Below are 19,956 nucleotides of genomic sequence, written 5' to 3' on the forward strand. Positions count from 1 at the left end.
GCCGGGCGGACGGGCGGCGCCGCGACGGCCATCAAGCGCTCCGCGCGCAGGAAGGCGCCCGCCAAGAGCGCGGCCGCGGAGAGCCGCACGGCCCGCAACGCCCAGGGCGCGCGGCCGAAGACGGACGGCGCGGGCCCGCGCGGCCCGCGCCCCGGCGGCGGTTCCGGACGGCGCCCGCCGCCCGGCCGCCCCCCGCGGCCCCGGGTCCCCTTCCACCGGCGCGACCCGCTCAAGCGGCTCAACGTCGGGCTGCTCGTCGTCGCGTTCGTGCTGTCGCTGTTCGCCGGGCGCCTCGTCCAGCTCCAGACGATCGACTCGGGGCAGTACACCGAGCAGGCGATGCTGCAGCGGATGCGGGAGCTCACGCTGCCCGCCGTCCGCGGCGACATCACCGACGCGCAGGGCAACCCGCTCGCCATGACGGTGGAGGCCCGCGCGATCTTCGCGGACCCCTCGCTCATCAAGGCGGACAAGCGGCAGCCGATCGTCAACGCCCTGGCCCCGACGCTCGGGCTGAACCCCGCGACGCTGCTGAAGCAGATCAGCAGGCCCGAGACGCGGTTCGTCTACCTCGCGCACGGGGTCCGCCCCGACCAGGCCCGCCTGGTGAGCTCGTGGAACTTCCTCGGCATCGGTACCTTGCCGGAGTATCGCCGGGAATATCCCAACGATTCGCTGGCCGCCAGCGTCATAGGTTTCGTGAACGACACGGGGAGCGGGGCCGCCGGTCTGGAGAGCTCGCTGAACGGCGTGCTCGCCGGCAAGGCGGGCTGGCAGCGGGTCGAGATCAGCCCCGAGGGCCAGCACATCCCCATGGGCGAGGACCAGAAGCGCCCGTCGGTGCCCGGCCGCGGGGTCCGCCTGACGCTGCAGCGCGACCTGCAGTTCAAGGCGCAGCAGGCGATCGAGCGGCAGGTCCGGGCGAGCAGGGCCAAGAGCGGCACCGTGATCGTCATGGACCCGCGCACCGGCCGGCTCCTCGCGATGGCGTCCGCGCCGGGGTTCGACCCGAACGACTACGCCGACTCCGACCGGTCCCGCTGGGGCAGCCCGCTGGTGCAGGACGCCTACGAGCCGGGCAGCACCGGCAAGGTCGTCACGGCCGCGGCCGTCATGGAGCACGGCGGCGTCACCCCGCAGACGCCCTACACCGTGCCAGACAAGATCAAGAAGTACGACGTGGTGTTCCACGACTCGCACCCGCATCCGCCCGAGCGGCTCACGTTCGCCGGCGTGCTCGCCAAGTCGAGCAACGTCGGCACGATCATGGCCAGCGAGAGCATCGACTCCCAGCGGCTCTACCAGACGCTGCGCGACTTCGGGTTCGGCCGCCGGACCGGCCTGCCGCTGCCCGGCGAGACGCCGGGCCTGCTGGTGCCGCCGGCCAAGTGGTCGGGCACCGACCGCTACCCGATCGCATTCGGGCAGACGGTCTCGGTGAACGCGGTGCAGATGGCGAGCGTGTACTCGACGATCGCCAACGGCGGCGTCCGCGTCGCGCCGAACCTGGTCGCGGGCACCGTCGGGGAGCACGACAGGTTCACCCCGGCGCCCGAGCCGGAGCGCAGGCAGGTCATCAGCGCGAAGACCGCCCGGCAGATCAGCGACATGCTGGAGGGCGTCACGACGAAGGAGGGCACCGCCCCGAAGGCCCAGATCAAGGGTTACCGCGTCGCGGGCAAGACCGGTACCGCCGAGGTCGTCAACCCGCGCTGCGGCTGCTACGACGGCGGCGGCTACACCGCCTCGTTCGCCGGGTTCGCGCCCGCGGACGACCCGCGGCTGGTGGTGCAGGTCGTCCTGCAGGATCCGAAGCGCGGGAGCCACTATGGTGGCGATGCGGCGGCACCGGTCTTCAAGGACGTGATGAGCTTCGCGCTTCAGTCCGAGAAGATCCCGCCGACGGGGAGCAGGCCGCCGATCATCGAGATCCGCGCCCGCGACTGATCGCAGCGAGTACCCTCCTCGCCTGTGAGTCCACCATCCGTGTTCCACCCGTCCCGTACCGTCAGCAACGAAAGAAACGCCATGCGTCCCACCACCAACCCGGCTCGTCCGCTGAGCGGACTCGCGGCGCTCCTTGGAATCGGATCGGACGAACAGGGCGGGCAGGGCGGGCGGGACGGATGGGACGCGGTGTCCGCCACGGGGATCACCCACGACTCGCGGGCCGTGCTGCCCGGCGACGTCTACGCGGCGCTGCCCGGCGCCCGCGCGCACGGCGCCCAGTTCTCCGCCCAGGCCGCCGAGGCCGGCGCCGTGGCGATCCTCACCGATGCCGACGGCCACGACCGGGCGGCGGCGACGGGCCTTCCCGTCCTGGTGGCGAGGGACGTCCGGGCGCGGCTCGGCGACGCGGCGGCGTGGGTGTACGGCGAGCCCGGGCACGACATCACCCTGATCGGCGTGACCGGCACGAGCGGCAAGACCACCACGGTGTTCCTGGTGGAGGCGGGCCTGCGCGCCGCCGGGATCGAGACGGGCCTGGTCGGCGGCGTGGAGATCCGGGTGGGCGGCGACCGGGTGCCGAGCGCGCTCACCACGCCGGAGGCGACCGACCTGCACGCGCTGCTCGCGACGATGCGCGAGCGCGGCGTCGGCGCCGCCGCGATGGAGGTGTCCAGCCACGCGCTGGTGCAGGGCCGGGTCGGCGGCGCCCGCTACGAGGTCGCCGTGTTCACGAACCTGTCCCAGGACCACCTCGACTACCACCCGACCATGCAGGACTACTTCCTCGCGAAGGCGCGGCTGTTCACGCCCGAGTACTCGCGGGTCGGCGTGATCAACCTCGACGACCACTACGGCCGCGAGCTGCTGGAGATCGCCACGGTGCCGGCGACGACGTTCTCCCCGAGCGGGGACCCGGCGGCCGACTGGCGGGCCGAGGACGTGCGCGTCGGCGCCGACGGCAGCGTGTTCCGCGTGGTCGGCCCCCTCGGCATCGAGGCCGACGGCGAGGTCCGCCTCGCCGGGCCCTTCAACGTCGCCAACGCCCTGGCCGCGATCGTCGCGCTCGTGGAGGCGGGCATCCCGCTGCAGGCGGCGGTCCGCGGGGTGGCGTCGCTGCCCGGCGTCCCCGGGCGGCTGGAGCGGGTCGACGAGGGGCAGGACTTCACGACCCTCGTCGACTACTCGCACAAGCCGGGCGCGGTCGAGGCCGTCCTGAACGCGCTGCGGCCCGTCACCGAGGGCGACCTCGCGGTGGTGATCGGCTGCGGCGGCGACCGCGACCGCGGCAAGCGGCCGCTCATGGGCGAGGCCGCCGCGCGGCTGGCCGACATGGCGTACCTCACCAACGACAACCCGAGGTCGGAAGATCCACTGGCCATCCTTGCCGCTATGGTCGAGGGCGGGCTCAAGGTGCCGCAGCCGGAGCGCGCGCACATCGTCGTGGAGCCCGACCGCGCCGCCGCGATCGACCTGGCCGTCGGCCGCGCCCGCCGCGGCGACGTGGTCGTCGTCGCGGGCAAGGGGCACGAGCAGGGCCAGAACGTGGCGGGCGAAGTACATCCGTTCGACGACCGCGAGGTCGTGCGCGCCGCGCTCCGGCGCCGTGCGGACGCGCTCCGGCGCCAGGGACAAGGGACAAGAGGGGACGGGACGCAGGCGTGATCCCACTTCCGCTGTCGACGATCGCGGAGATCACGGGAGGGACCCGGCACGGGCCGCCGGACCCGGTGGTGGACGACCCGGTGGTGCACGGCCCCGTGGTGATCGACTCCCGCGCGGTGGAGCCCGGGGCGCTGTTCGCGGCGCTGAAGGGCGATCGCGCGGACGGGCACGACTTCGCGGCCGGGGCCCTCGCGGCCGGGGCGGCGGGCGTGCTCGCGCAGCGCCCGGTGGACGGGCCCTGCGTGGTCGTCGACGACGTCCAGGAGGCCCTCGGGCGGCTCGCGAGGGCCGTCCTGGAGCGGCTGCCGGACGTGACCGTCGTCGCGGTCACCGGTTCGGCAGGCAAGACCTCCACCAAGGACCTCATCGGGCAGGTGCTGAGCGGCGCGGGCCCGACGGTCTACCCGCCCGGCTCGTTCAACAACGAGATCGGGCTGCCGCTCACGGTGCTGCGCGCCGACGCCGCCACCCGGCACCTCGTGCTGGAGATGGGCGCCCGCGGCATCGGCCACATCGCCTACCTCACCGGCATCGCGCGCCCGGACGTCGGCGTCGTGCTGAACGTCGGCACCGCGCACGTCGGCGAGTTTGGCAGCCGGGAGAACATCGCCCTTGCCAAGGGCGAGATCGTGGAGGCGGTCCCGCCCGGCGGCACCGCCGTCCTCAACGCCGACGACCCGCTGGTCAGCGCGATGGCGTCCCGGACGCGCGGCGAGGTCGTCATGTTCGGCCGCTCGCCGGGCGCCGCGGTCCGCGCCGAGGACGAGACCCTCGACGAGCAGGGCCGGGCCCGCTTCACCCTCGTGACGCCGGAGGGCGCCGCGCCGGTCGCGCTGCGCCTGCACGGCTCGCACGCCGTCCCGAACGCGCTGGCCGCGGCCGCCGCCGCGCGCGCGGCGGGGCTCGCGACCGGGGCGGTCGCCGAGGCGCTGTCGGCGGCCGTGCCGGTCAGCCGGTGGCGGATGGAGGTCACCGAGCGGGCCGACGGGGTGACCGTGGTGAACGACGCCTACAACGCCAACCCCGACTCGACCCGCGCCGCGATCGACGTGCTCGTCCATCTGGCCCGCGGCCGCCGCGCCTACGCGGTGTTGGGCGAGATGGCCGAACTAGGTGACTCGTCCGTAGCGGAACATGCCAGTATCGGGCAGCATGTCGCGCGCAGCGGGATCGCCGGGTTCGTGGTGGTCGGCGCGCACGCGGCGGCGATGGCCGAAGGGGCCGGGCAGGTTGCGTCATGGACGGGAGAGTGCGTACAGGTGGATGACGTCGGCGCGGCGGTTACCGTGCTCAGAGAGCGGCTGGCGCCGCGGGACGTCGTGCTGGTGAAGGGCTCCCGCGTGGCCGGCCTGGAACGGGTGGCCGAGGCGATCCTCGCGGAGGACGGCCGATGACCAACATCATCATCGCCGCGGGGATCGCGCTGATCTTCGTCGGCGTCGGCACGCCGGTGTGGATCCGCATCGTCAACCGGCTCGGCTACGGCCAGATGATCCGCGACGAGGGCCCCGAGGCCCACCTGAACAAGCGCGGCACCCCCACGATGGGCGGGACGGTCTTCATCGTCGGCTCGCTCGTCGGCTACGCGGCCGCGCACCTGTTCACCGGGGAGGCCCCCACCATCTCGGGGATCCTGGTGCTGTTCCTGATGACGGGCCTCGGCCTCGTCGGGTTCGTCGACGACTACATCAAGGTGTTCAAGCAGCGCAGCCTCGGGCTCCGCAGCGGCGCCAAGATGATCGGCATCGTCCTCGTCGGCGTCGTGTTCGCGGTCGCGTCGCTGAACTTCCCCAACGGCTACGACGTCACCCCCGCCGACCCCCACCTGTCCTTCCTGCGCGACTTCGGCCCCTCGATCGGCCCGTACCTGTTCGTGGTGTGGGCGCTGCTGCTCATCGCGGCCATGTCGAACGGCGTGAACCTCACCGACGGGCTGGACGGCCTCGCCGCCGGCCCGGCCGGCATGGTGCTGGCCGCCTACGTCATCATCGGCAACTGGCAGCTGCGCAACAGCTGCGCCGCCGCCCTCGCCCCCAACTGCTACAGCGTCCGCGACCCCCTCGACCTCGCGGTGGTCGCCGCGGCCGTGCTCGGCGGCGTGTTCGGGTTCCTGTGGTGGAACGCCCCGCCCGCGAAGATCTTCATGGGCGACACCGGCTCGCTGGCCCTCGGCGGCGTGCTGGTCGGCCTGGCGATCCTCACCCGCACCCAGCTGCTGCTGGCGATCCTGTGCGGGCTGATCGTGATGATCACGCTTTCGGTGATCATCCAGGTCGGCGGGTTCAAGATGACCGGGAAACGCGTGTTCAAGATGGCCCCGCTGCAGCACCACTTCGAGTTGTCGGGCTGGGCCGAGACCACGATCGTCGTGCGCTTCTGGCTGATGTCCGCGCTGTTCGTGGCGATCGGCATCGGCCTGTTCTACCTGGAATGGATGCCGAAGAAGTGAACGAGCGCCCCTGGGAGGGCCGCCCCTCGGACGGCCGGAGCGTGTGCGTGGCCGGGCTCGGCGTGTCCGGCCGCGCCGCCGCCCGCGTCCTGGCCGCGCGCGGCGACCGCGTCACCATCGTCGACGCCCGCGACGGCGAGGAGCAGCGCGGGCACGCCGCCGAGCTGGAGGCCCTCGGGGTCACGGTCCGGCTCGGCGACGGCGAGTCCCTCCCGGCGGACGCCGGCCTCGTCGTGACCTCGCCGGGCTGGCGGCCGGACGCGCCGCTGCTCGCCGCGGCCGCCGCTGCCGGCGTCGAGATCATCGGAGAGGTGGAGCTGGCGTGGCGGCTCCGCCCCGAGGGCGCGGCACCCTGGCTGGCCATCACCGGGACGGACGGCAAGACCACCGTCGTGCGGATGCTGGCGTGCATGCTCACTGCCGCCGGCCACAAGGCCCTGGCCGTCGGGAACGTCGGCACTCCCATCGTGGAGGCGGTGAGCCGGCCTTACGACGTGCTGGCGGTGGAGCTTTCGAGCTACCAGCTGCACTGGTCCAGCTCGCTCGCCCCGTACGCGGCCACGGTGCTGAACGTCGCGCCCGACCACCTCGACTGGCACGGCTCCATGGACGCCTACGTCGGCGCCAAGGCCAAGATCTTCACTCCGGGGTGCGTCGCCGTCTACAACGCCGACGACGACACCTCCTCGGCGCTCGCCGAACGCGCCGGGGGAGTGTCCCGGCGGATCGGCTTCACCCTCCGGGTGCCGCGCGCCGGGGAGCTCGGCGTCGTGGAGGAGCTGCTGGTCGACCGGGCCTTCACCGACGACCCCGCGAGCCAGGCCGCCGAACTCGCCGCGCTCGGCGACGTGCGGCCGTTCGCGCCGCACAACGTCGCCAACGCGCTCGCCGCCGCCGGGCTGGCCCGCGCGTTCGGCGTGCCGCCCGAGGCCGTCCGCGAGGGGCTGCGCGCGTTCGTCCCCGACCCGCACCGCATCCAGCACGTCGCCGACGTCGCGGGCGTCTCCTACGTCAACGACTCCAAGGCGACCCAGCCGCACGCCGCCGCCGCGTCGCTCGCCGCCTACGACAGCGTCGTGTGGATCGCCGGCGGCCTCCTCAAGGGCCTGGACGTCGACGACCTGGTGCGATCGTGCGCCGGCCGGCTGCGCGGCGCCGTGCTGATGGGGCGCGACCGGCACCGGATCGCCGAGGCGCTCGCGCGACACGCCCCGGATGTCCCCGTGGTGGACGTCCCCGACACCGACACTGGGGCCATGGACCGCGTCGTCGCCCACGCCTCCGGCCTCGCCCGGCCCGGGGACACCGTGCTCCTCGCGCCCGTCGGGGCGTCCTTCGACATGTTCGCCAACTACCCGGCACGCGGGGACGCCTTCATCGCGGCGGTGGAGCGCCTCTCCCGGGACGCCCGGTAACGATGACCACCGCCGCCGGGGAGGACGGCGCCGCCCGGCGCCCGGGGCCGCGGGAGCAGGTGGTCGCCGCCGTCGGGCTGCTCGACCGGCCCCTCACCTCCTACTACCTGGTGCTGGGCTGCTCGGTGATGCTGCTCGCGCTCGGCCTGACGATGGTGCTGTCGGCCTCCAGCGTGAAGCAGCTCCAGGCGACGGGGTCGGCGTACACGCTCTTCCAGAAGCAGGCCGTGTGGGTCGCGATCGGGCTGCCCGGCATGTGGCTGGCGTCCCGGCTGCCGGTGAAGACGTTCCGCGCGCTCGCCTACCCGCTGCTGCTGCTGTCGGTCGTCGCGCTGGCGCTGGTGCTCGTCCCCGGGCTCGGGCGCAGCGCGGGCGGCGCGACCCGCTGGGTCGACCTCGGCCCCGTGCAGATCCAGCCGTCCGAGCTGGCCAAGCTCGCCCTCGTGCTGTGGGGCGCCGACCTGCTGGCCCGCAAGGACCGGCTCGGCCAGCTCACCGAGTGGCGGCCGCTGCTGGTGCCGCTGATGCCGGGCGCCGGCGTGCTCGTCCTGCTGGTGATGCTGGGCAGCGACCTCGGCACCACGCTGGTGCTCCTCACGATCTTCCTGGCGCTGCTGTGGGTCGTCGGCGCCCCCGGCCGGCTGTTCGTCGGCATCGCGGGGCTCGTGTGCCTGCTCGTGTCGATCCTCATCGTCGTCGAGCCGTACCGGATGCAGCGCCTCACCGGGTTCCTCGACCCGTCCGGCAACCAGCTCACCACCAACTACCAGGGCACGCAGGGTCTGTTCGCGGTCGCCTCGGGCGGCCTGTTCGGCACGGGCCTCGGCGAGGGCCGCGCCAAGTGGGACTACCTGCCGCACGCCGAGACCGACTTCATCTTCGCGATCGTGGGGGAGGAGTTCGGCCTCGTCGGGACCCTCGTCGTGCTCGGCCTGTTCGGCATGCTCACCTACGCGGGCCTGCGGATCGCCAGGCGCGTGAAGGACCCGTTCACCCGGCTCGCCGCCGCCGGGGCCACGGCATGGCTGGTGGTCCAGGCGATCGTGAACATCGGCGCGGTCATCGGCGTCCTGCCCATCACGGGGATCCCCCTCCCACTGGTGTCCTACGGGGGCTCGGCGCTCATCCCGACCCTGTTCGCGCTCGGCATGCTGCTCGCGTTCGCCAAGCGCGAGCCCGGCGCGCGGCAGGCACTCTCCGCACGGGGTCCCGGACCGGTCGTGAGGGCTCTAAGCTGGCTGGGTCTGGCACGGCGTTGAATTCCCCCTTCGAACCACGCTGAGGAGTTGTCAACGGACATGAGGGTTGTCCTGGCCGGCGGCGGCACCGCCGGACACATCGAGCCCGCCCTGGCGCTCGCCGACGCGCTGCGCCGCAACGACCCGAACACCGGGGTCGTCTGCCTGGGGACCGAGCGGGGTCTGGAGACCCGTCTCGTCCCGCAGCGGGGCTACGAGCTCGCCCTGATCCCGCCGGTGCCGCTGCCGCGCACGCTCACACCGCAGCTGCTGTCGGTGCCCGGCCGGCTGCGCGGGGCGATCAACGCGGCCGCCTCCGTCCTCGACCAGGCCCAGGCCGACATCCTCGTCGGCTTCGGCGGCTACGTCGCCACCCCGGGCTACCTCGCGGCGCGCAAGCGCAAGGTGCCGATCATCGTGCACGAGGCCAACCCGAAGCCCGGCCTGGCCAACAAGCTCGGCGCCCGCTTCACCGAGCACGTCGCGGTCTCGCACGCCGACTCGCCGCTGCCGAACGCCCGGTTCGTGGGCATCCCGCTGCGCCGGGAGATCGCGACGCTGGACCGGCTCGCGATGGGGGACAAGGCCCGTTCCTACTTCGGGCTGCTTCCCGACCTGCCCACGCTGCTGATCTTCGGCGGCTCGCAGGGCGCCCGCTCGCTGAACCAGGCCGCCGTGGCCGCCGCGCCGTACTTCCGGCAGGCGGGCATCCAGGTGCTGCACATCGTCGGGCCGAAGAACACCGAGGAGCCCGAGCCCGCGGCCGGCGGCCCGCAGTACGTCACGATCCCCTACTGCGACCGGATGGACCTCGCCTACGCCGCCGCCGACATGGCGATGTGCCGCGCGGGCGCGATGACCTGCGCCGAGCTGGCCGCGGTCGCGCTGCCGGCGGTGTACGTCCCGCTGCCGATCGGCAACGGCGAGCAGCGGCTGAACGCCGAGCCGATCGTCGCGGCGGGCGGCGGCATGCTGGTCGACAACGCCGAGCTGTCGCCCGACTGGATCGCCCGGCACCTGCTGCCGGTGCTGGCCGACCCGGCCCGCGTCGCGCACATGTCGGAGGCCGCCGGCCGGATGGGCCGCCGCGACGCCGACGTCGCGCTCGCCCAGATGGTCTACGAAGTGGTCCGCTCCGCTGGCGCCGCCCGATGAGCCTGATCGACCCGGGGGACGTGGTGCCGGCGGCCGAGCTCGGGCGGGTCCACTTCATCGCGATCGGGGGCGCCGGAATGTCCGGCGTAGCCCGCATCATGCTGCGGCGCGGCATCGCCGTGTCCGGCAGCGACGCCCGCGACTCCGAGCTGCTCACGCAGCTCGGCGACCTCGGCGCCAAGGTCTTCGTCGGGCACGACGCCGCGCACGTCGGCGACGCCGACACCGTCGTGGTGTCCACGGCGATCCGCGACACCAACCCCGAGCTGGTCGCCGCCCGCGCGCGGGGGCTGCGCGTCCTGCACCGCTCGGCCGCGCTCGCGTCCCTGATGGCGGGCCGCCGGGCCGTCGCGGTCGCCGGCACGCACGGCAAGACCACCACCACCTCGATGCTGACGGTGGCGCTCCAGCACGCCGGCGCCGATCCGTCCTACTGCATCGGCGGGCAGCTCGTCACCACGGGCCTCGGCGCCGACGAGGGCGGCGGCGACGCGTTCGTCGCGGAGGCCGACGAGAGCGACGGCTCGTTCCTCATGTACACCCCGAGCATCGCGGTCGTCACCAACGTCGAGGCCGACCACCTCGACAACTACGGCGGCTTCGAGAAGGTCAAGGAGAACTTCGCCCGCTTCGTCGACCGGATCGAGCCCGGCGGCACCCTCGTCGCCGGCGCCGACGACCCGGTCGCGATGGAGCTCGCCGAGCGCGCGCGGGCCCGCGGCCTGACGGTGCTGACCTACGGGGAGGCCGAGGGCGCCGACCTGCGCGTGACCGGGTTCACGCCGCGCGGCCTCGGCTCCCGGTTCGAGATCGAGGGCGACGGGGAGTTCACGCTGGCCGTGCCGGGGCGGCACAACGCGCTCAACGCCGCCGCCGTCATCGCGGTCGCGCGGTCCCTCGGCGCGGACGACGCTCCGGTGCGCGACGGCCTCGCCGCGTTCGGCGGCGCGATGCGGCGGCTGGAGCGCAAGGGCGAGGCGGGCGGCGTCGAGGTGTTCGACAGCTACGCCCACCACCCGACCGAGCTGACCGCCGACCTGGACGCCACCCGCGACTACCTGGGGGAGAAGGGCGAGGGGCCGGGCGGGCGGGGCCGCATCATCGCCGTCTTCCAGCCGCACCTGTACAGCCGCACCCGGTTCTTCGCCGCCGAGTTCGGCGCCGCGCTCGGCCTCGCCGACGTCGCGGTCGTCCTGGACGTCTACGGCGCCCGCGAGGACCCCGAGCCCGGCGTCACGGGCGCGCTGGTCGCCGATGCCGTCCCGCCGGGCACCGCGACCGTCTACGCGCCCGAGCGGGACGAGGTGCCCGGTATCGCGGCGTCGACCGCCCGTCCCGGCGACGTCGTCATCACGCTGGGCGCCGGGGACGTGACCCAGCTCGGCCCGCTCATCCTGGAACGGCTCGCCGGGGCGCAGGGTCCGTCGGGGCGATAGGACCCGTCAGGGGATCGGGCTTGCCGAGAGGATCGGGCTTGTCGGGGCGTACGGTTTTCCGGGGAACGGGGCGTGACACGCCGTCGCCCGCGCGGTCTGCGGCCGGGGCGGGGATCACTGTCAGGCTTGGGGCATGACCGAGGCGCAGACGGGCCGCCGCGCGTCGCCGGAGCCGGAGCACGATCCGGATCCGGAGGCCGCGGCGCCGGACGGGCGCGGCCGCGCCAACCGCTGGAAGGTGGTGTTCGTCACCCTTCTGGTGGTCGGCGCTCTCGGCGCGGTGTCGTGGGTCCTGCTCGGGTCGAGGCTGCTGGTGGTGCGGCACGTCGAGGTGACGGGCACCCGTCTCGCCTCCGCCGACCAGGTGGTGGCCGCGGCCGGGATCGATCTCGGCACGCCGATGGTGCGGCTGAGGACGGGCGCGGTCCGCGACCGCGTCGAGCGGCTGCGCGAGGTCGAGTCGGCGGTGATCGAGCGGCGCTGGCCGGGGACGGTCCGGGTCGTCGTGCGGGAGCGCGAGCCGATCGCGGTGTTCCGCGACGGCGGCGGCTACCACCTGCTCGACCGGCACGGCGTGACCGTCGCCGACGAGGGGGCCCGCCCGGAGGGGCTGCCCACGCTCACGGTCGCCTCGCCCGGGCCGTCCGACCGGGCGACCCTGGCGGCGCTCTCGGTGCTGTCCGCGCTGCCCGAACGCCTCGGCGGCAAGCTCACCGAGGTGGAGGCCAGCGGCCCTGAGGAGGTGACCCTCTACATGGCCGGCGGCCAGACGGTGGTGTGGGGCGCCGCCGAACGGGCAGACGAGAAGATCAGGTTGCTGGACGCCGTGCGGCGGACGGCGGCGGGGCGCGCCGTCCGCACCGTCGACGTCAGCTCGCCGGAGGTCCTCAAGACGAAATGAGCCCGCCCGGGCGACCGGGCGGGGGACCTGCGGAGGCGGGCGTTCCGCGACACGCCGGTCGAGTTCGGGGGAGGTTAGTTGACCCTGGCGGTAAGGCCGCCCTACTGTCCGTATCAGTCCTCAGGTTGACATAACTGTAAGCCTCAAGTTGAGGGTGAGGGTTTACCCCGCCCGTGAACGGCTTCGCGGCAGGGCTTCACAAACCAGCTCGAAGGCACGGCTCGAACACACAGCTCGAAACACAGCGCAAAGCACAGTCGGAATACAGGTCGGGAATACCGCGACGGCACGGTCGGCAGACCGGGCAGGGCGGTCGGAGAGAGCGGAAAGGCCCCTCGTCGTGGCAGCACCGCAGAATTACCTCGCGGTCATCAAGGTCGTCGGAATCGGCGGCGGCGGCGTCAACGCCGTCAACCGGATGATCGAAGAGGGACTCAAGGGCGTCGAGTTCATCGCGATCAACACGGACGCCCAGGCGCTGCTGATGAGTGACGCCGACGTGAAACTGGACGTGGGCCGCGAGCTCACCCGGGGTCTCGGCGCCGGGGCGAACCCCGACGTGGGCCGCAAGGCCGCCGAGGACCACCGGGAGGAGATCGAGGAGGTCCTCAAGGGCGCCGACATGGTGTTCGTCACCGCCGGTGAGGGCGGCGGCACCGGCACCGGCGGCGCGCCCGTGGTCGCCAACATCGCCCGCTCGCTCGGCGCCCTGACCATAGGCGTCGTCACCCGCCCGTTCAGCTTCGAGGGCAAGCGCCGCGCGATGCAGGCCGAGGCCGGCATAGAGACGCTGCGCGACGAGGTCGACACCCTCATCGTCATCCCGAACGACCGGCTGCTGTCGATCTCCGACCGGCAGGTCAGCGTGCTGGACGCCTTCAAGGCCGCCGACCAGGTGCTGCTGTCCGGTGTCCAGGGCATCACCGACCTGATCACCACCCCGGGCCTGATCAACCTCGACTTCGCCGACGTCAAGTCCGTGATGTCCGGCGCCGGCTCGGCGCTGATGGGCATCGGCTCGGCGCGCGGAGACGACCGCTCGGTCGCCGCCGCCGAGATGGCGATCTCCAGCCCGCTGCTGGAGGCCAGCATCGACGGCGCGCACGGCGTGCTGCTGTCCATCTCCGGCGGCTCCGACCTCGGGCTGTTCGAGATCAACGAGGCGGCGCAGCTGGTGTCCAACGCGGCCGCGCCCGACGCCAACATCATCTTCGGCGCGGTCATCGACGACGCGCTCGGCGACGAGGTCCGGGTCACGGTGATCGCGGCGGGTTTCGACGAGGGGCGTCCGTCCAAGCCGGTCCCTGAACCGGAGAGCAAGCGGCTGCCCCCGCCCCCGCGCCCCGTCCCGCCGCCCGCGTCCCCGTCCGCCCCGGCCAACCCGATCCCCAGCCGGGTCGGGCGGTCCGAGCCGCCGGGCGCGCAGCCGACCGCGCAGCAGCAGTCGGTGGCGCAGGCCGCCGCCGCGCCGCAGCCCCCGGCCCCGGCCCCGCGGCCGGAGGGCGACCGGGCGCAGCAGCCCGCGCGGGCCCAGGACGACGGGTCCGCCGGGCGCGGTGAGCAGGCCCGTTCCGAAGTGGCGGCGTCCGGGCAGCCGGGCCCGCCCGCCGACCGGGACGCCGGCGCGTCCGGCGGCGAGCCCGGCGGTTCGCGCGCCCCCGCGCCCCGCCCGCCCTCCGAGCAGCCGTCCCCCCGCGTGCACGCGGGCGAGACCGACGGCGGCCCCGCCTCCGGGCAGCGCCGCCGTCCCGTGGTGTTCGACGAGGACGACGACCTCGACGTGCCCGACTTCCTGAAGTGATCACCGCCGTCGCCCTGGGCGACGGCGTCGGCGCCGGCTTCACCGGCCGCGCCGGCGGCGTGAGCGGGCCCCCCTTCGACTCCCTGAACCTCGGCGGCGCGGTCGGCGACGACCCGGCCGCCGTCCTGGACAACCGGCGGCGCGCCGCCGCCGCGCTCGGCACCGACCCCGACCGCACCGTCTTCATGCGGCAGGTGCACGGCGCCGACGTCGCGTTCGCCGCCTCGACCGACCTGCCCGGCCCGGTCGACGCCGTCGTCACGACCGTGCCCGGGCTCGCCCTCGCCGTCCTCGTCGCCGACTGCGCGCCCGTCCTGCTGGCCGACCCGGCCGCCGGGGTCGTCGGCGCCGCCCACTCCGGCCGTCCCGGGACGGCCGCCGGGGTCGTCCCGGCCCTGGTGAAGGCGATGTGCGAGCGGGGCGCCGACCCGGCCCGGATGACCGCGGCCATCGGACCCGCCGCGTGCGGCCGCTGCTACGAGGTCCCCGCGGAGATGCGGGACGAGGTCGCGGCCGTCGTCCCCGCCGCGTACGCCACCACCTCCAAGGGAACTCCGGGCCTCGACATCCGCTCCGGCGTCGCCGAGCAGCTCGCGTCCGCCGGGGTGGCCCGCGTCTCCCGCGACGGCCGCTGCACCATCGAGGACCCGGGCCTCTACTCCTACCGCCGTGAGGGCCGCACCGGCCGTTTCGCCGGTTATGTCTGGTTGAAGGAAGACACGTGACCGACCGGGACGACACCCCCGCCGTCGCCGACGGCCCCGCGGCCGAGCGGCGCGCCGAGATCGCCGAGGGCCTGGCCGCCGTCCGGGCGCGCATCGCCGCCGCGTGCGCTTCCGCCGGCCGGAGCGAGGACGAGATCACGCTGATCGCGGTGACCAAGACGTTCCCCGCGTCCGACGTGCGGCTGCTGGCCGGGCTCGGCGTCACCGAGGTCGGCGAGAACCGCGACCAGGAGGCCCGCCCGAAGGCCGCCGACTGCGCCGACCTCCCGCTCACCTGGCATTTCGTCGGACGGCTCCAGACCAACAAGGCGCGCGCCGTGGCCGGCTACGCCGACGTCGTGCACTCCGTGGACCGCGCGCGGCTGGTCGCGGCGCTCGCGGAGGCCGCCGCCCGCACCGGCCGCACGCTCCGCTGCCTCGTGCAGGTCTCCCTGGACGAGGCGGGGAAGAAGGGCGAGGTGGGGGAGAGGGGCGGGGCCGTGCCCGCCGACGTCCCCGCGCTGGCGGACGAGATCGCCGCCGCCCCCGGTCTCGAACTCGGCGGCGTGATGGCCGTCGCGCCCCTCGGCGCGGACCCGCTGCCCGCCTTCGACCGGCTCGCGGAGACGGCGGCGCGGATGAGGCGGAACCATCCGGACGCGCGGATCGTCAGTGCGGGTATGAGCGGCGATCTGGAGCAGGCGATCGCGTGCGGCGCGACACACCTGCGGGTCGGTACGGCGTTGCTCGGCGGCCGACGGGCAATCGTCAGGTAATGTCCCCCCAGTGGTACCTGCCCGAACACGGGAAGCCACGACGGATCAGTCCAACGGCGGGGCCGGACGCGCCCGGCGCCGAGGCCACAGGACACGGAGGGACGTATGGCCAGCGCGATGCGCAAGATGGCGGTCTACCTCGGCCTTGTGGAGGACGATCGTTACGACGACAAGTACGGCGACTACGACGAGTACGAGGTCTACGACGAGGAGACCGACACCGGGCAGGGACGCCGTCGCGATGACGAATCCGGCGGTCAGCTTACCCGAGCCGAAGAGGCGTCGGACCGCGATCGCGACCCTCACTCCACGTCGACCATCGAGCGACGGTCCGTGGCGCTCTACGAGTCCGGTACCACCGACCTTGCGCGTATCACTACGCTGCATCCGAGGACCTACAACGAGGCCAGGACGATCGGGGAGCACTTCCGGGAGGGCACGCCGGTGATCATGAACCTGACCGAGATGGTCGACAGCGACGCCAAGCGCCTGGTCGACTTCGCGGCGGGTCTCGTGTTCGGGCTGCACGGCAGCATCGAGCGTGTTACCAACAAGGTGTTCCTCCTGTCGCCCGTCAACGTCGAGGTGACGGCGGAGGACAAGGCCCGGATGGCAGAACGTGGGTTCTTCAACCAGAGCTGAGAGTCGCATGCGAGAGTATCCGTGAACATCGTTGGATCCGTCCTGCAGGGCATCCTGTACCTCTTCCTGCTGTTCCTGATCGGCAGGCTGGTCCTGGAGGTCCTGCAGTCGTTCGCCCGGCAGTGGAAGCCGACCGGAGTGGTGCTCGTGATCGCTGAGGCGACCTACACGGTCACCGATCCGCCACTGAAACTCCTCAGGCGTTTCATCCCGCCCATCCGGCTGGGTAACGTTGCCCTGGACCTCAGCTTCACGGTCCTCATCCTTGTGGTCTGGGTCTTGATCGTCTTCGTCGGTTCCATATTCGGCGGAGGTTAGGTCGATCGGATACCGTCCTTCGGGGACAGACTCCAAGCGCGCCAAGGAGACGAGAACATGCCGCTGACACCCGCCGACGTGCGGAACAAGCAGTTCAGTACCACCAGGCTGAGGCCGGGGTACGACGAGGAGGAGGTGGACGCCTTCCTCGACGAGGTCGAGGCGGAGCTCGACCGCCTCATCCAGGAGAACGAGGAGCTGCGGGCCAAACTGGCCGAGTGCCTGCGCGGCAAGGTTCCCGCCATGGCCGCTCCCATCGTGGAGCCCAAGCCGGACATCCAGAAGATCCCCGAGCCGCCGCGCCCCGAGCCCCAGCCGCACCCCGAGCCGGAGCCCGTCCTCGGCGGCCTCGGCATGTCCTCCCCCGCCCCGAGCGGCGAGGACAACATGGACACCGCGGCCCGCGTGCTCGCGCTCGCGCAGCAGACCGCCGACCAGGCGATCGCCGACGCCCGGCGCGAGGCCGACGAGACGCTCGGCCGCGCCCGCCGCGAGGCCGAGGAGATCCTCGGCAAGGCCCGCCGGCAGGCCGACCAGATCGTCAGCGAGGCCCGCTCCCGCGCCGAGGCCCTCGACCGCGACGCCCAGGAGCGGCACCGCCAGGTCATGGGCTCGCTGGTGCAGCAGCGCGAGGAGCTCGAGCGCGAGGTCGACAACCTGCGCGCCTTCGAGCGCGAGTACCGCAGCCGCCTGAAGGTCTATCTGGAGGGCCAGCTGCGCGACCTGGAGGCGGGCAGCACCGAGACGGGCGCGTTCGCCGCCGTCCCGGGCGCGGCCCCCGTGCAGACGCAGCAGCAGAACACGCCCCAGAACGGTCCGCAGACGGGCCCGCAGAACGCCCTGCCCCACGCCGACAACCGCAACGGCGGCGGCGCGCCGGCACCGGGCACCTTCCCCTCGCCTGAGCACGCCCAGCAGGTCCAGCACTCGGCGACGGGCGCTTTCCACTCCGGCGGCGACAACCCGCCGCACGACAGGCGCTGACACGGACGCCTCAGGCGATAGTGTCGTTCCGATCGCCGCGCCGGGGATGGCGCGCCGCCATCCCCGCGGCGCCGGGCGGTCGTGCCCTGGGCCGGCCGCCGGCTTTCTCGCGCGGCCCGGAGCCTAGCGGTCTGAACGAGTGGGAGTGACCCTGTGATCATCCTGAGTGGCGTTCTCGTGGTGGTGGCGATCGCCCTGCTGGTAGCGGGAATCGTCGCGGGCAACGGAGACAGTGCACAGGTCTTCGGACTGGACGCCCTGGTGGTGATCTACATCTCGATCGCCGTCAGCATCGTCTCCGCGGTGTGCCTGGCCATCGGGGTGTTCCTGCGGCGCAAGGAGCTGTTCGGCCCGGGTGCGTCCCCGGGCCCGGTCCGTCCGAGCAAGAAGGCGCAGAAGGCCAAGAAGGACAAGCGCGCCAAGGGCAAGGTGAGCGCCCCGGCCGCGTCCGCTCCGGCCAAGGACGCGCAGGGCGCCGCGGAGGCCAAGCCCCCGGCCGACCCGGCCGAAGCCGAGGTCGAGATCCCCGCCCCCGCCGTCGACGTCCCCGACGACGCGCTGGTGTTCGTCGTCCGCGGCCGCAAGCGCTACCACCTCGACACCTGCCGGCAGCTCGCCGGCCGGGACACCGAGGAGCTCACCTACGCCGAGGCCAAGGAAGAGGGGTTCAGCCCCTGCACCGCCTGCCTGCCCGACACCGCACTGGCGGCGCGCGCCGCGGCGTCGGCACCCGCCTCCTCCGACGCGAGCAAGGCGGAGACCGCACCCGCGGCCCGCAAGTCCGGCGCCGAACGATCCGAGAACGTCCTCGCGGGCCTCGCCAAGCCCGCGCCGACCTCGTTCGACGAGCCGACCTCCTTCGACGAGCCGACCTCCTTCGACAAGCCCAGTGCCTTCGACAAGCCCGGCGCGTTCGACGAGCCGGGCGCCTCTGACGAGCCCGGCGCCTTCGGCAGGACCGCCGAGATCCCGCGGGCCGGCGAGCAGGCCGACGACGACGCCGAGGACACGGGCGCCCCGAAGCGGGGCGCGGCCGCTCCCACACGCACCGACATGCCCGTCGCGGGGCTGTTCGCGTCCGGCGACACCGCCGAGGAGGCCCCCAAGGCGCCTGAGGCGGCCGATCGCCCCGGCATCGAGACCGAAGACCGGCGAGGCGCGGGGCAGGGCGCTGCGGCCGAATCCGCGCCGCCGGACGTCACCGTCGACCTCGGCTCCGCACCGTTCGGCGGCCCCGAGCCGGAGGACGCCCCGGAGCCCGAGCCCGAGTCGGCCGCCGCCGATCTCACCGGGGAGCCCGAGCCCGAGCCGTCCGCCCGCGACGCCGCGGACGAGCCCGGCGACGACGGCACGCAGGTCCGCATCCTGAGCGGCACCAAGCGCTACCACCGCGTCGACTGCGCCCTCATCGAGGACATCGGCGACGAGGCCGACGACCTGGAGTCGCTGTCGCGCACGGAGGCGAAGGCCCGGGGCTGCACGCCCTGCCTGGTCTGCCAGCCCGACCGCGAGCACGCCCGCGACTGACCCGCCCCGGCTCGTACGGGCCCGGCTCGCAAAGGCCGGCTCGTACGGGCCGGAACGGTCTGCACCCGGAACCGTCTCCACCTGCGCCCCGGGCGGCTGGAGCCGTCCGAGGTCAGCGGCCGTGGTGTCGTTCGTCGCGCAGTTCGCGGAGGCGGTCCCGGCGCGCGTCGCGCCGCTCGCGGTGCAGCCGCCGCACCTCCTCGTGGTGCTCGCGGTGCAGCTCCTGGTGTTCGCGGTGGAGCTGGTGATGGTCCCGGTGCCGCGAGCGGCCGCGCTTCTCGCCCACGGCCCTGCGCTCGACCGAGACGCCCCCGAACAGCAGCATCCCCGTCAGCCGGATGACGGGCGCGTCCGGGTCGACGGTGTCGTCCTCCGGGAGGTCGGTGCCGCCGAAGATCGTGACATTGGAGCCGATGACCCGCACGCCCGGCGGCACGATGATGTTCACGCCGCCGAACACGCAGTTCACCGAGAGGGTGACCTCGCTCTTGCTGAGGACCGCCTGCCGGAAGTCGAGCTCCACGCCGCCGAAGACGCAGGTGACCGTGGTGGTCGCCTCGACCAGCCAGCGGCCCTTGCGCTCCGCCCCGCTGAACACCGCGACGACGTGCGGCGTCTGCGAGGGCGGGGGCGGGAGCGGTGACGCCTCCTCCTTGCGCAGGTCGACCCGCGGCCGCGGCGTGTGCTGCGAGGGCAGGTCGCTGAGCACGGGCTCCAGCTCGGCGTAGGTCCTGGCGCTGTAGACGACGTCGATGCGCTCGGCGTGCTCCTCCGGCGTGATGCGCCCCTCGGCCAGGGCCTCGCGCAGGCGGTCGGCGACCTCGTCGCGGTCGGCGTCCGACGCGCGCATGCTCGCGGGGGACGGACGCGCGGGCGGTTCGGAACCGGACGGCTGCTCGGGAAGATTCACGGATCCATCATCGCAAACGCGATGTGTCGCGAAGAACCCCATCGCGAAATTTCTCCGGACACCTCCGCCGCGACCCGGCCTGTCCGGG

The 19,956-nt window shown here is 73.6% G+C and carries 17 protein-coding genes; 16 read left to right on the top strand and 1 reads right to left on the bottom strand.

Going from position 1 to position 19,956, the window contains the following annotated elements; genetic code table 11:
- The first annotated feature begins 249 nt into the window (after positions 1-249).
- From BKA00_RS38585 to BKA00_RS03775, 16 genes are all read left to right on the top strand, one after another.
- Positions 250-1,947 (top strand): peptidoglycan D,D-transpeptidase FtsI family protein, encoded by a 1,698-nt coding sequence (locus BKA00_RS38585; RefSeq protein ID WP_476692266.1) that lies wholly within the window; start codon positions 250-252, stop codon positions 1,945-1,947.
- A gap of 81 nt (positions 1,948-2,028) precedes the next feature.
- Complete coding sequence (locus tag BKA00_RS03705) at positions 2,029-3,612, top strand: UDP-N-acetylmuramoyl-L-alanyl-D-glutamate--2,6-diaminopimelate ligase (RefSeq protein WP_185023579.1); 1,584 nt, start codon at positions 2,029-2,031, stop codon at positions 3,610-3,612.
- The gene (locus tag BKA00_RS03710) at positions 3,609-5,006 is read left to right on the top strand and encodes a UDP-N-acetylmuramoyl-tripeptide--D-alanyl-D-alanine ligase (protein WP_185023580.1); all 1,398 of its coding nucleotides are present in this window, start codon (positions 3,609-3,611) and stop codon (positions 5,004-5,006) included. The genes BKA00_RS03705 and BKA00_RS03710 overlap by 4 nt, the downstream gene beginning before the upstream one ends.
- Positions 5,003-6,061 carry a phospho-N-acetylmuramoyl-pentapeptide-transferase gene (gene mraY, locus BKA00_RS03715; RefSeq protein WP_185023581.1) on the top strand — a complete coding sequence of 353 codons (1,059 nt, stop codon included), beginning with the start codon at positions 5,003-5,005 and terminating at the stop codon, positions 6,059-6,061. The genes BKA00_RS03710 and mraY overlap by 4 nt, the downstream gene beginning before the upstream one ends.
- A complete protein-coding gene (murD, locus tag BKA00_RS03720; RefSeq protein ID WP_185023582.1) occupies positions 6,043-7,476 on the top strand; it encodes a UDP-N-acetylmuramoyl-L-alanine--D-glutamate ligase in 1,434 nt (477 codons plus the stop codon). Before mraY ends, murD begins: the two co-directional genes overlap by 19 nt.
- Positions 7,477-7,478: 2 nt before the next feature.
- Positions 7,479-8,735 carry a putative lipid II flippase FtsW gene (gene ftsW, locus BKA00_RS03725; protein WP_185023583.1) on the top strand — a complete coding sequence of 419 codons (1,257 nt, stop codon included), beginning with the start codon at positions 7,479-7,481 and terminating at the stop codon, positions 8,733-8,735.
- 39 nt (positions 8,736-8,774) lie between these two features.
- The gene (murG, locus tag BKA00_RS03730; RefSeq protein ID WP_185023584.1) at positions 8,775-9,869 is read left to right on the top strand and encodes an undecaprenyldiphospho-muramoylpentapeptide beta-N-acetylglucosaminyltransferase; all 1,095 of its coding nucleotides are present in this window, start codon (positions 8,775-8,777) and stop codon (positions 9,867-9,869) included.
- Positions 9,866-11,305, top strand: a complete 1,440-nt coding sequence (murC, locus tag BKA00_RS03735; protein ID WP_185023585.1) for a UDP-N-acetylmuramate--L-alanine ligase — start codon at positions 9,866-9,868, stop codon at positions 11,303-11,305. Before murG ends, murC begins: the two co-directional genes overlap by 4 nt.
- Positions 11,306-11,438: 133 nt before the next feature.
- Positions 11,439-12,206, top strand: a complete 768-nt coding sequence (locus BKA00_RS03740) for a cell division protein FtsQ/DivIB (RefSeq protein WP_221493003.1) — start codon at positions 11,439-11,441, stop codon at positions 12,204-12,206.
- Between the two features lie 340 nt (positions 12,207-12,546).
- Positions 12,547-14,007 carry a cell division protein FtsZ gene (gene ftsZ / locus BKA00_RS03745; protein ID WP_185023586.1) on the top strand — a complete coding sequence of 487 codons (1,461 nt, stop codon included), beginning with the start codon at positions 12,547-12,549 and terminating at the stop codon, positions 14,005-14,007.
- A complete protein-coding gene (gene pgeF, locus BKA00_RS03750) occupies positions 14,004-14,732 on the top strand; it encodes a peptidoglycan editing factor PgeF (RefSeq protein ID WP_185023587.1) in 729 nt (242 codons plus the stop codon). The genes ftsZ and pgeF overlap by 4 nt, the downstream gene beginning before the upstream one ends.
- The gene (locus tag BKA00_RS03755) at positions 14,729-15,487 is read left to right on the top strand and encodes a YggS family pyridoxal phosphate-dependent enzyme (RefSeq protein ID WP_185023588.1); all 759 of its coding nucleotides are present in this window, start codon (positions 14,729-14,731) and stop codon (positions 15,485-15,487) included. Before pgeF ends, BKA00_RS03755 begins: the two co-directional genes overlap by 4 nt.
- Before the next feature lie 105 nt (positions 15,488-15,592).
- On the top strand, positions 15,593-16,129 hold the full coding sequence (locus tag BKA00_RS03760; protein WP_185023589.1) for a cell division protein SepF: 537 nt from the start codon (positions 15,593-15,595) through the stop codon (positions 16,127-16,129).
- Positions 16,130-16,150: 21 nt separating this feature from the next.
- Positions 16,151-16,447 (top strand): YggT family protein, encoded by a 297-nt coding sequence (locus tag BKA00_RS03765; RefSeq protein WP_179849209.1) that lies wholly within the window; start codon positions 16,151-16,153, stop codon positions 16,445-16,447.
- Between the two features lie 57 nt (positions 16,448-16,504).
- Entirely contained in the window at positions 16,505-17,431 is a 927-nt protein-coding gene (locus BKA00_RS03770) for a DivIVA domain-containing protein (protein ID WP_185023590.1), read from the top strand.
- A gap of 153 nt (positions 17,432-17,584) precedes the next feature.
- A complete protein-coding gene (locus BKA00_RS03775; protein WP_185023591.1) occupies positions 17,585-18,958 on the top strand; it encodes a hypothetical protein in 1,374 nt (457 codons plus the stop codon).
- Positions 18,959-19,070: 112 nt separating this feature from the next.
- Here BKA00_RS03775 and BKA00_RS03780 read toward each other — a convergent pair whose 3' ends face one another.
- Entirely contained in the window at positions 19,071-19,868 is a 798-nt protein-coding gene (locus BKA00_RS03780) for a DUF1707 SHOCT-like domain-containing protein (protein WP_338072096.1), read from the bottom strand.
- Positions 19,869-19,956 lie beyond the last annotated feature (88 nt).

Source organism: Actinomadura coerulea (genome assembly GCF_014208105.1).
Taxonomy (GTDB): Bacteria; Actinomycetota; Actinomycetes; order Streptosporangiales; family Streptosporangiaceae; genus Spirillospora; species Spirillospora coerulea.